6 protein-coding genes, 1 tRNA gene and 3 rRNA genes are annotated in these 12,285 nt (G+C 60.3%); 9 read left to right on the forward strand and 1 reads right to left on the reverse strand.

All coding sequences use genetic code 11. The features are described 5' to 3' along the window. Nucleotides 1-47 precede the first annotated feature (47 nt). From DXC90_RS03810 to rrf, 9 genes are all read left to right on the forward strand, one after another. A complete protein-coding gene (locus DXC90_RS03810) occupies nucleotides 48-770 on the forward strand; it encodes a response regulator transcription factor (RefSeq protein WP_117734830.1) in 723 nt (240 codons plus the stop codon). 11 nt (nucleotides 771-781) lie between these two features. Further along, nucleotides 782-2,347 (forward strand): cell wall metabolism sensor histidine kinase WalK, encoded by a 1,566-nt coding sequence (locus DXC90_RS03815; protein WP_117734831.1) that lies wholly within the window; start codon nucleotides 782-784, stop codon nucleotides 2,345-2,347. Between the two features lie 118 nt (nucleotides 2,348-2,465). After that, nucleotides 2,466-3,344: a phosphoribosylaminoimidazolesuccinocarboxamide synthase gene (locus tag DXC90_RS03820; RefSeq protein WP_117734832.1), complete on the forward strand. Its 879-nt coding sequence runs from the start codon at nucleotides 2,466-2,468 to the stop codon at nucleotides 3,342-3,344. After that, on the forward strand, nucleotides 3,345-3,920 hold the full coding sequence (locus DXC90_RS03825) for a hypothetical protein (RefSeq protein WP_117734833.1): 576 nt from the start codon (nucleotides 3,345-3,347) through the stop codon (nucleotides 3,918-3,920). An 89-nt stretch (nucleotides 3,921-4,009) separates the two neighbouring features. Beyond that, nucleotides 4,010-5,290 carry an aminopeptidase gene (locus DXC90_RS03830; protein ID WP_117734834.1) on the forward strand — a complete coding sequence of 427 codons (1,281 nt, stop codon included), beginning with the start codon at nucleotides 4,010-4,012 and terminating at the stop codon, nucleotides 5,288-5,290. 28 nt (nucleotides 5,291-5,318) lie between these two features. Further along, a tRNA-Lys gene (locus DXC90_RS03835) sits at nucleotides 5,319-5,394 on the forward strand. 950 nt (nucleotides 5,395-6,344) lie between these two features. After that, a 16S ribosomal RNA gene (locus DXC90_RS03840) occupies nucleotides 6,345-7,851 on the forward strand. 553 nt (nucleotides 7,852-8,404) lie between these two features. Beyond that, nucleotides 8,405-11,380: ribosomal RNA gene (locus tag DXC90_RS03845) — 23S ribosomal RNA — on the forward strand. Between the two features lie 145 nt (nucleotides 11,381-11,525). Continuing rightward, nucleotides 11,526-11,641 (forward strand): 5S ribosomal RNA (rrf, locus tag DXC90_RS03850). Together the 16S, 23S and 5S rRNA genes form the textbook arrangement of a ribosomal RNA operon. A gap of 128 nt (nucleotides 11,642-11,769) precedes the next feature. Here rrf and DXC90_RS03855 read toward each other — a convergent pair. Continuing rightward, nucleotides 11,770-12,237 (reverse strand): hypothetical protein, encoded by a 468-nt coding sequence (locus DXC90_RS03855; RefSeq protein ID WP_117734835.1) that lies wholly within the window; start codon nucleotides 12,235-12,237, stop codon nucleotides 11,770-11,772. Nucleotides 12,238-12,285: the final 48 nt, after the last annotated feature.

A 12,285-nucleotide genomic window follows, 5' to 3' on the forward strand; every position in this document is an offset into this window, starting at 1 on the left:
GTTAAAATGGGCTTGTTCTTAGCTAATTGAGACAGGGGGGCCGTGTTATGGCTTCAGATGCAAAAAAGATTCTGCTGGTCGAGGATGAGAAGGCAATCCGTGACGCTGTCGCTGCCTATCTCGAGCGCGAGGGCTATTGGGTTGTGGGCGTGGGCGACGGCCAGTCTGCTATCGAGGAGTTCGAGAAGCATCAGTTCGACCTGGTCGTGCTCGACCTCATGCTCCCTAAGATTCCCGGCGAGCGCGTTTGCCGCACCATTCGCGACACCTCGGATGTGCCTATTATCATGCTTACCGCCAAGGGCGAGATCGAGGACCGTATTATCGGCCTCGAGCTCGGAGCCGACGACTATCTGATCAAGCCGTTCTCGCCGCGCGAGCTTGTTGCGCGCGTTCGCGCTCTGTTCCGCCGTGCCCATCAGGCCGACGAGCCCGCCGTCGAGGTACTCGACTTCGGCGATCTGGTCATCGATATCTCGGGCCACAAGATTTTGGTCGAGAACAAGGAAGTGGACCTGACCGCTTCCGAGTTTAAGCTGCTCACCACGCTTGCTCGTCATCCCGGTCGTGTCTACAACCGTATGGAGCTGGTTGAGAAGGTTCTCGGCTACGACTTTGAGGGCTATGAGCGCACCATCGACAGCCACGTGAAGAACCTTCGCGCCAAGCTGGGCGACGACCCCAAGAAGCCTAAGTGGCTCTACACCGTCCACGGTGTTGGCTATCGCTTCGAGGCCCCGGCCAAGACCGATAAGGCGGACGAGAAATAGGGAAATCACATATGACACCTGCGCGCTTTGAAATCGGACAAAAGCACAAGCAGGAAAACGAGGCGGGTTCCAAAGCAAGTTGGAACACGCCTCGTTCCGATTCACGGCCAACGATGAGCTATCCCTCGCGTATGGCCCTGGCTTTTGCCCTGACGTCGCTCATGACGGTATTGGTGCTGGTGGGCGTTGTCTCCGTTGTATGGGGCACCGTCTTTTCGGATTACACGCGTTCCAATATCGTTGAGATCGCCAATTCTGCCGCCGAAAAGCTTGCGACGTCGTACGAGGAAAACGGCAATTGGACGGCGGGCGAGCTGCGCACGGTCGCGACATCGAGTTTGGTGTCCGACGATCTGGGCATGCAGGTCGTCAACAAAAAGGGCGTGATCGTTTATGACGACTCATGGCCTTCGGCAAGTGCGACCGCCGATGTGCGCGAGAGCGAATCGGCGTCGAGCAGCTCGAGCGGTAAAAAGGCCTCGCATAGCCCGGTTTCGTCGGCGCCCACCGACTCCGATAGTGTTGCCAACGTCGAAATCATAACGTCTTCCGGCGAGCATGTCGGACAGGTAAAGCTATGGGCCATCGGCTCCGACGCCCTGCTCACCAAGGCAGATTCTGCGTTTAGAGAGAAGACCTTTAACGCCATGGCCCTTGCCGCGGTTGTGGCAGTCTGCATCTCGGTCGTTATCGGATCGCTCATGTCGCGCATGCTCACCAAGCCGATTCATCGTATTACCAGCACGGCCAAGCAAATTCGCGATGGCGATCTATCCGCTCGCACGGGCTTGCGCGGCGATGACGAAATCGATCAGCTGGGTGAGACCTTTGACGAGATGGCCACCTCGCTCGAGAAGGATATGAAGCACGAAAAGCGCCTGACCTCGGATGTCGCGCACGAGCTTCGCACACCGCTTATGGCCATGCTTGCAACGGTCGAGGCCATGCAGGACGGCGTGTATCCCACCGATGATGAGCATTTGGAAACCGTTGCTTCCGAGACGCGTCGACTTGCCCGTCTGGTGCAGCAGATGCTCGACCTGTCGCGCATGGAAAACAGCACGGCGCCGCTCAACCTTGAGCAGGTGGACATGGTCCCCTTCGTGCGCTCCATCGTCAACGCTCAGGAGCGCCTGTTTGTCGACCGCGATCTGCGCTTGCGCTTTGCAGACGAGACCCAAGGTCACGATGATGTCGTCGAGGCCGACCCCGATATGATCACGCAATGCGTCATCAACCTCATGAGCAACGCCATGCGCTACACCCCCGAGGGCGGTTGGGTCGTGGTGTCGGTGCTCAGTGACCGCAAGCATGTCAGTATTGCCGTTTCGGATACCGGTATCGGCATTGCCAAGGACGATCTGTCGCGCATCTTCGGCCGTTTTTGGCGCGCCGATGCCAGCCGCGCCCGCGAAGCTGGCGGCCTGGGCGTTGGCCTCGCCGTGACCAAGCAGATCGTCGAGCGTCACCATGGCTACATATCCGTGGAGTCGGAGCTTGGAAAGGGTACGACTTTTACAATTCATCTGCCCCGCGAGCACACGGCGGACGCGGCATCTACTACAATGGAGCACTAGCTTTTCGCTATTCGGTGAAGGAGGGGCCGCGTCCCTGCCGCTCCGAGTTTGCGAAAACGTGTGGGAAAGAACCCGCATTTCTGTCGTATTTAGGTAAGGAGTGACTCACGTGACAACGATGGAGCGTCGTCCGGATTCCCGTGGCAAGGTTCGTGATATCTACGATGCCGGTGAAAACCTGCTGATGGTCGCCACCGACCGCATTTCTGCGTTCGACTTCATTCTTCCCGACGAGATTCCGTTTAAGGGAGAGGTGCTCAATCGCATCTCGGCGTTCTGGTTCGACAAGTTTGCCGATATCGTCCCCAACCATCTCGTCTCCATCGACCCGGCGGATTTCCCCGAGGAGTTTGCTGAGTATCGTGACTACCTCGCTGGCCGCGCCATGCTGGTTAAGAAGGCCCAGACGATTCCTATCGAGTGCATCGTCCGCGGCTATCTGACCGGTTCGGGCAAGAAGACCTACGACGAGAACGGCACCGTCTGCGGCATCCAGCTGCCTGAGGGCCTGATCGAGGCTTCCAAGCTTCCCGAGCCGCTGTTCACGCCGTCCACGAAGGCCGAGATCGGTGACCACGACGAGAACATCTCGTTCGAGCGTTGCTGCGAGATCGTGGGCGAGGACATCGCCACGCAGATTCGTGACCTGTCTCTCAAGATCTACAAGGCCGCTGCTGAGTACGCCGCGACCCGTGGCATCATCATTGCCGACACTAAGTTTGAGTTTGGTGTCATAGATGGCAAGGTCACGCTGATCGACGAGTGCCTCACGCCCGACTCCAGCCGTTTCTGGCCTGCTGCCAGCTACGAGGAGGGCAAGATCCAGCCTAGCTACGACAAGCAATTCGTCCGCAATTGGCTCAAGGCCAACTGGGATATGACGGGGGAGACCCCGCACCTGCCCGCCGAGGTCATCGATGGCACGTCCGAGCGCTATCGCGAGGCCTTCCAGATCATCACGGGCTCCCAGTTCACAAGCATGAAGGAGAACGCGTAAGTGAGTACCCGCAGCGCCACGAACAAGCGCACGCAATCCCACGAGGTTACCGGGGTTGCGCGCAAGTCTGCCGCATCTGCTAAGCCCGCCCGCCAAGCAGCGAGCTCCGTTCGCGTCGTGCCGGCTTCGTCTAAGGCACGCCGCAAAGAGCTCGAGAAGGGTGAGAACCTCGAGGGCCTCTCTAAAGAGGAGAAGCGCGCCCGCAAGGCTAAGCAGCGCGCCAAGGAGGACCGCATCTATACGGTGTCGAATATCCTCCTCAAGCAGGATGAGGACTACACCAAGCGCCGTCGCATCTGGTGGGCCGTGCTCGCCATCGGTATGGTGCTCGTCGTGGCCATTTGGGCTTCGCTGTACTTCGCTCCCGCTGGCATGGTGTCCAGCCCCGTCCAGATGGTCGGCATCGTTTTGTCCTATGTCATCATTCTGGGTGACTTTATCTACGATTTCATTCGTATTCGTCCCCTGCGCAACATGTACCGCACGCAGGCCGAGGGCATGTCCGAGAACAAGCTCAACGCCCTTATCGAGCGCGCGGCTGCCGAGGAGGACAAGAAGGACTCCAAGAAGAAGTAGCGTTTGTATCCATACATATCGCTAAGATATAAGGCGCGTCGTTTTTGCGGCGCGCCTTTTTACTGTTCTATAGATAGATGGAGTGGCACATGATTCGAGCTGCCCTGACGGTTGAAGAAGCTCTGGAGGGCATGAAGGCCCTGGAGCCCAAGATTAAAAACTACGCTCGCCTGGTTGTCTGCAAGGGCGTAAACGTCAAGCCCGGCCAGGAAGTCGTCGTTCAGTCTCCGGTCGAGTGCGCGCCGTTTGCGCGCGTGGTGGTCGCGGAGGCCTATGCTGCCGGCGCCGGCCACGTGACGGTCATTTGGGCCGATGATGCCGTGACGAGGCTCACGTACGAGCATGTCGATAAAAGCTATTTTGAGCAGACGCCCGAGTGGAAGCGCCTGCAGCTGGATTCCCTGGCCCAGGACGGTGCCTGCTTTATCTTTATCGAGGGTGCGGATCCCGCAGCCCTCAAGGGCATCGATCCAGCCAAGCCGGCCGCGGCATCCAAGGCGAGGAATACGCAGTGCAAAGTTTTCCGCCGTGGGCTGGATTACAACATCAATCCGTGGTGCATCGCCGGCGCTCCGGTCGTGGCTTGGGCGCACGAGGTGTTCCCGGGAGACGCCGATGAGGTTGCAATCTATAAGCTGTGGAATGCGATTCTGCACACCGCTCGCGCCGATGGCCAGGACCCGGAGAGCGACTGGGAACTCCATGACGCCGCATTCGAAAAGAACCTGCGTTTCCTAAACGATAATCAATTTGATTGCCTGCACTACACCGCTTCGAACGGAACCGATCTGACGATTGGCATGACGAAAGGTCACGAGTGGGCCGGCGGCAAGGGCAAGACGCCCGATGGACATCCCTTCTTCCCCAACATTCCCACCGAGGAGGTCTTCACTTCGCCCGATCGCATGCGTGCCGACGGTATCGTGTATTCGGCCATGCCGCTCATCCACCACGGTAACAAGGTCGACGATTTTTGGATTAAGTTCGAGGGCGGCCGTGTGGTGGACTACGACGCCCGCGTGGGCAAGGCGACGCTTGCGAGCATCATCGATACCGATGAGGGCGCTGCTCATCTGGGAGAGGTCGCGCTCATTTCCAAGAACACGCCGATCCGCGAAAGTGGCGTTCTGTTCTACGATACGCTCTATGACGAGAACGCCAGCTGCCACCTTGCGCTGGGTGTCGGCTTCCCCGAGTGCATCGAGGGCGGGTATGACATGTCCAAGGAGGAGCTCCTGGAGCATGGCGTTAACGTCTCGAGCACGCATGTCGACTTTATGATCGGCACGGACGACATCGATATTACGGGCATTACGCCTGATGGACGTGAAGTTGTGATTTTCCAGAACGGCCAATGGAGTTGGGAATAGACCCAGACCGTGGTACAATGCCACCCGCGGGCCGTTAGCTCAGCTGGCAGAGCAGGGGACTTTTAATCCCAAGGTCCAGGGTTCGAACCCCTGACGGCCCACCATAGAAAAGAAAAGCGACTGGCGGATGCCGGCCGCTTTTTTGTTGCAGGTACACGGGTTCGAACCCGTCGGGGCGCGGAGCTGAGTAAACGCGTGAGCGTTTGCCAGCGCAGCGCGCAAGGCGCGAAAGCGCCGCAGCGGCCGCCTGCGAAGCAGGCTGAACCCCTGACGGCCCACCATAGAAAAGAAAAGCGACTGGCGGATGCCGGCCGCTTTTTTGTTGCAGGTACACGGGTTCGAACCCGTCGGGGCGCGGAGCTGAGTAAACGCGAGAGCGTTTGCCAGCGCAGCGCGCGAGGCGAGAAAGCGCCGCAGCGGCCGCCTGCGGAGCAGGCTGAACCCCTGACGGCCCACCATAGAACAGAAGGCGATCGACTCCGGTTGGTCGCTTTCTGTTGCCGAGCTACGGGTTCGAACCCGAACTTCTCTATATATAAGAACGCTTGGCGAACAAAACCTGCCTTTTACCGACGGGAAACAAATAGCTGATGCTTTTGGAGTAAAGTGGCGCTCCAGAGATGACCGATGCCTTAACACCTATAAACCAGCTGGTCATCGCCAATATCAGAAGCTCTTGCTTCGAATACGGCCTCAGTGAAGCAACTGAGGGTTCTATTCATTTGTGAACAAAATATGGAGTGCGTGATTCCCGCCCCCGGGGCCCCTCCGGTCTGGCAATATATCTCCTTGCCGCGCGGACCGGTCGGACCGGATCAGCCGCCAGGCGTGCACCTTGAGAACCGGATACTGCGAGGATGGACACAACAGATGTGTCGCATCCGGGCAGACATCGAACCATTTGAAATGGTCTGACTTGGATTTGTTTTTCGCAAGGCCGCCGAGAGGCGGCCCCGAGAAATTCCTTTTCCTATCAAACAGAACCATATGAATCGAACGGAACCGATCAGCGTAAAAGTTGTGAGGACCGGACGGGCTCGAAGCCCATACATTTTGGACGGAGAGTTCGATCCTGGCTCAGGATGAACGCTGGCGGCGCGCCTAACACATGCAAGTCGAACGGCACCCACCTCCGGGTGGAAGCGAGTGGCGAACGGCTGAGTAACACGTGGAGAACCTGCCCCCTCCCCCGGGATAGCCGCCCGAAAGGACGGGTAATACCGGATACCCCGGGGTGCCGCATGGCACCCCGGCTAAAGCCCCGACGGGAGGGGATGGCTCCGCGGCCCATCAGGTAGACGGCGGGGTGACGGCCCACCGTGCCGACAACGGGTAGCCGGGTTGAGAGACCGACCGGCCAGATTGGGACTGAGACACGGCCCAGACTCCTACGGGAGGCAGCAGTGGGGAATCTTGCGCAATGGGGGGAACCCTGACGCAGCGACGCCGCGTGCGGGACGGAGGCCTTCGGGTCGTAAACCGCTTTCAGCAGGGAAGAGAAGAGACTGTACCTGCAGAAGAAGCCCCGGCTAACTACGTGCCAGCAGCCGCGGTAATACGTAGGGGGCGAGCGTTATCCGGATTCATTGGGCGTAAAGCGCGCGTAGGCGGCCCGGCAGGCCGGGGGTCGAAGCGGGGGGCTCAACCCCCCGAAGCCCCCGGAACCTCCGCGGCTTGGGTCCGGTAGGGGAGGGTGGAACACCCGGTGTAGCGGTGGAATGCGCAGATATCGGGTGGAACACCGGTGGCGAAGGCGGCCCTCTGGGCCGAGACCGACGCTGAGGCGCGAAAGCTGGGGGAGCGAACAGGATTAGATACCCTGGTAGTCCCAGCCGTAAACGATGGACGCTAGGTGTGGGGGGGCGATCCCCCCGTGCCGCAGCCAACGCATTAAGCGTCCCGCCTGGGGAGTACGGCCGCAAGGCTAAAACTCAAAGGAATTGACGGGGGCCCGCACAAGCAGCGGAGCATGTGGCTTAATTCGAAGCAACGCGAAGAACCTTACCAGGGCTTGACATATGGGTGAAGCGGGGGAGACCCCGTGGCCGAGAGGAGCCCATACAGGTGGTGCATGGCTGTCGTCAGCTCGTGTCGTGAGATGTTGGGTTAAGTCCCGCAACGAGCGCAACCCCCGCCGCGTGTTGCCATCGGGTGATGCCGGGAACCCACGCGGGACCGCCGCCGTCAAGGCGGAGGAGGGCGGGGACGACGTCAAGTCATCATGCCCCTTATGCCCTGGGCTGCACACGTGCTACAATGGCCGGTACAGAGGGATGCCACCCCGCGAGGGGGAGCGGATCCCGGAAAGCCGGCCCCAGTTCGGATTGGGGGCTGCAACCCGCCCCCATGAAGTCGGAGTTGCTAGTAATCGCGGATCAGCATGCCGCGGTGAATGCGTTCCCGGGCCTTGTACACACCGCCCGTCACACCACCCGAGTCGTCTGCACCCGAAGTCGCCGGCCCAACCGTCAAGGGGGGAGGCGCCGAAGGTGTGGAGGGTGAGGGGGGTGAAGTCGTAACAAGGTAGCCGTACCGGAAGGTGCGGCTGGATCACCTCCTTTCTAGGGAGATTCATTCTTAGAGAGAAACACTTTAACTCGAATGGGGGGCAGGAGCCCGTCCGGTAGATGTCCGCCAGGATACGTCCCCGCAGCACCCGGTCCCCGGGGTCGCACCCGCGTACCAACCGGAAGGTGCGGCTGGATCACCTCCTTTCTAGGGAGATACATTCTTAGAGAGAAAACACTTTAACTCGAATTAGAGGGCAGGAGCCCGTCCGGTAGATGTCCGCCAGGATAAGTCCCCGCAGCACCCGGTCCCCGGGGTCGCACCCGCGTACCTTGAGAGCCGCATAGCGATAGGAGAGAGATGGAAGATCATTCTTCCAGACTCGATTCTTTTCTGCGATTTATCAGACAGAATGATAGCAATCATTCATCCGATCCAAACAAGAAGAATTCACTTATTTATGAGTGAGGAGCATCTGATCGCGAGCACAGTGAAGACACTGTGCCGCGGTATGAGATACCCGAATTGCGACATACGAGCGCTATTCATGATATCGATTAATTAACTTTAGCGACACGTGGATATCCCGCGGGCCCGGGAGCGGTCCCGCAAGATACCACGGGCGCACGGCGGATGCCTTGGCACAGGGAGCCGATGAAGGACGCGGCAAGCTGCGATAATCCCCGGCGAGGAGCACACATCCTTCGACCCGGGGGTCTCCGAATGGGCGAACCCATGCACAGCAGTGTGCATATCCCCACCCCGAACGCATAGGGGCGGGGAGGACAACCCGGGGAACTGAAACATCTAAGTACCCGGAGGAGAGGAAATCAATCTCGAGACTCCCCGAGTAGCGGCGAGCGAAAGGGGACCGATGGCCAAACCGTCGAGCGGGGATACCCGGCAGGGGTTCCGCCGGCGGGGTTGCAGGGCCGCGCATCCGGGGGCTGCCGCCCCCGGGCGCAGGTCCGGCTGGGGAGCGGAACGGCATGGGAGGGCCGGCCGCAGCGGGTGACAGCCCCGTACGCGAACCCAGACCGGACGGCGCGACGCGGTCCCTGAGTAGGGCCGGGCACGTGAAACCCGGTCCGAACCTGGGTGGACCACCATCCAAGCCTGAGTACTACCCTGTGACCGATAGCGCACCAGTACCGTGAGGGAAAGGTGAAAAGCACCCCGGGAGGGGAGTGAAACAGTACCTGAAACCGTGCGCCCACGAGCAGTCGGAGCACCTATATGGTGTGACGGCGTGCCTTTTGTAGAATGAGCCAGCGAGTCGCTGGCGCGGGGCGAGGTTAACCGGAAGGGAGCCGTAGCGAAAGCGAGCCTTAACAGGGCGACTTGAGTCCCGCGCCGCGGACGCGAAGCCGGGTGAGCTATCCGTGGGCAGGCTGAAGCGGGGGTAAGACCCCGTGGAGGGCCGAACGCACGTCGGTTGAAAACGGCGGCGATGACCTGCGGATAGGGGTGAAAGGCCAATCAAACCCGGAGATATCTCGTTCTCCCCGAAATAGCTTTAGGGCTAGCGTCGCGCGTTCACCGCCGGAGGTAGAGCACCGGATGGACGAGGGGGCTTCGCCGCCTACCGAATCCAACCGAACTCCGAATGCCGGCGGCCCAGAGCGCGGCAGTCAGAGCATGTGGGCTAAGCTGTGTGCTCGAGAGGGAAACAGCCCGGACCGCCCGCTAAGGTCCCCAAGTTCCAGCCGAGTGGCAAAGGATGTGCGTCCGCCCAGACAACCAGGATGTTGGCTTAGAAGCAGCCATGCATTCAAAGAGTGCGTAACAGCTCACTGGTCGAGTGGACATGCGCCGACAATACACGGGGCTAAGCTGGACACCGAAGCGGCGGGATTTTACCTAAGTAGAATCGGTAGGGGAGCTTCCCATGGGCGGTGAAGCCGCCGGGCGACCGGCGGTGGAGCGCATGGGAGTGAGAATGCTGGCATGAGTAGCGAGAGACGAGAGAGTAACTCGTCCGCCGTGAACCCGAGGTTTCCTGGGCAAGGCTAATCCTCCCAGGGTCAGTCGGGGGCTAAGGCGAGGCCGGGAGGCGTAGCCGACGCGCAGCAGGCAGACATTCCTGCACCGCGCACGCGGCGCTACGACCGACGGGGCGACGGATGGGGGTGGCTCGGCGGGGTTCTGGACGTCCCCGTGATGGAGCGCGGCCCGCGGACCAGGGAAATCCGGTCCGCACACAGGGCGAGGCTCCGGACGAAGCGACTGAGCGAAGCGAGTGAGCCCGAGGTCCCTAGAAAAACCCCTAGGCAGGCGCGTGCGCGCCCGTACCGCAAACCGACACAGGTGGGTGGGTAGAACATACCGAGGCGATCGGGTCAACCATGGTCAAGGAACTCGGCACAATGGCCCCGTAACTTCGGGAGAAGGGGTGCCCGCGCGTACGTGAACGGACTTGCTCCGGGAGCGGAGGCGGGCCGCAGTGGAGAGGCCCAAGCGACTGTTTACCAAAAACACAGGACTCTGCAGAAGCCGCAAGGCGACGTATAGGGTCTGACGCCTGCCCGGTGCCGGAAGGTCACGCGGAGGAGTTAGCGCACCGCGCGAAGCCCCGAAGCCAAGCCCCGGTAAACGGCGGCCGTAACTATAACGGTCCTAAGGTAGCGAAATTCCTTGTCGGGTAAGTTCCGACCTGCACGAAAGGCGCAACGACTTGGGCGCTGTCTCGACCATGGACCCGGTGAAATTGCACTGGTCGTGAAGATGCGACTTACCCGCGGAAGGACGGAAAGACCCCGTGAACCTTCACTGCAGCTTGGCATTGGCCGCTGGTCCCGCGTGTAGAGGATAGGCAGGAGGCATCGATCCGGAGGCGCCAGCCCCCGGGGAGCCGCCCTTGGAATACTGCCCTCGCGCGACCGGCGTCCTAACCCGAGGCCGTCAACCGGCTCGGGGACCGTGCCAGGCGGGCAGTTTGACTGGGGCGGTCGCCTCCTAAAGGGTAACGGAGGCGCGCGAAGGTCCGCTCGGGACGGTCGGCAACCGTCCTTTTGAATGCAAGAGTACAAGCGGGCTTGACTGCGAGGCCCACGAGCCGAGCAGGTGCGAAAGCAGGCTCTAGTGATCCGGCGGCCCCGAGTGGGTGGGCCGTCGCTCAACGGATAAAAGGTACTCCGGGGATAACAGGCTGATCTTGCCCAAGAGTCCACATCGACGGCAAGGTTTGGCACCTCGATGTCGGCTCATCGCATCCTGGGGCTGGAGCAGGTCCCAAGGGTACGGCTGTTCGCCGTTTAAAGCGGTACGCGAGCTGGGTTCAGAACGTCGTGAGACAGTTCGGTCCCTATCCTCCGTGGGCGCAGGAGAATCGATGGAGGCTGCCCCCAGTACGAGAGGACCGGGGTGGACGCACCTCCGGTGAACCGGTTGTCGACCAACGGCACGGCCGGGTAGCCGCGTGCGGCGCGGATAACCGCTGAAGGCATCTAAGCGGGAAGCCGTTCCAGGGATTAGTTCTCCTTCCGGTAAGGGCCCAGGTAGACTACCTGGTCGATAGACGGCAGGTGCAAGGCTGGCGACAGCCTCAGCCGAGCCGCACTAATCGCCCGAGCTCTTCCGGAACCGCACCTCGCGGCCCGCGGGACTGAGCGCTCCATGCGCGGTCCGGGCACGAGGATGCCCCCGAGTCGACTCCTCCTATGCGCCATGCGGCCCCCAGGGCACGTGAAGAGACACCGGACACCGTAACGGTGGGCGCCGCCCACCGGTCAGCGGCCAGAGCATGGGGGGCACGCCCGGTCCCGTTCCGAACCCGGAAGCTAAGCCCCATCGCGCCGAGAGTACTGCGGGGCCAGCCCGTGGGAGGCCAGGGCGCCGCTGACCGGTGGACGGCACCGAGCCGTCAGCGAACTTAGAAGGGGGAGGCCTCGCGGCCTCCCCCTTTTTTGCGTTTACGAGGCGTAAATGACTCAATTACCCCAGATGATCTTATCGTTTTTGGTACTAAGCTTTTATTTAAAGATAATAAATCGAATAACGAGGGCAACTGCTATGGCCACAATGATCAAAAGCAGGATTGTCAGTCGATGCTGCTTGCGTCGTTTACTTGACGAAACGAAGATCGATTTTCCCTGTTTTGGCGTTTCGAGATAGCGAGCCGAGTGCGTCAAGGTTTGCTTGGGTCGAGGACCTCTTTGTTGATGAGCGGCGGATGCTTTCAGTGGCCCATCACTAGCTGCGCTGTTGTTAGATAATGGTGCGTCTTTCAGATATACAGGGTCTCCCGAGGCGACGCCCATATGTTTACGTCCCGTTTGGGCATCCTCGAGTGTTTGATATCGGTTTCTCGTCACATACTCGGGCTCTGGATCATTAATGGGCTCTTGCGAGATGTGGGGGCGATGGAATCGAATCGGTTGCGGGCTGGAAACTTCGTCCTGCTCCGGCATAAGCGTGTTGTACTGTTTTTGATCGTCCATGATGCCCTTAGTTCGCCATCAATATCGTTTATGCGCCCATTGTAAGTC

The organism is Collinsella sp. TF09-1AT, from assembly GCF_003436895.1.
GTDB lineage: Bacteria > Actinomycetota > Coriobacteriia > Coriobacteriales > Coriobacteriaceae > Collinsella.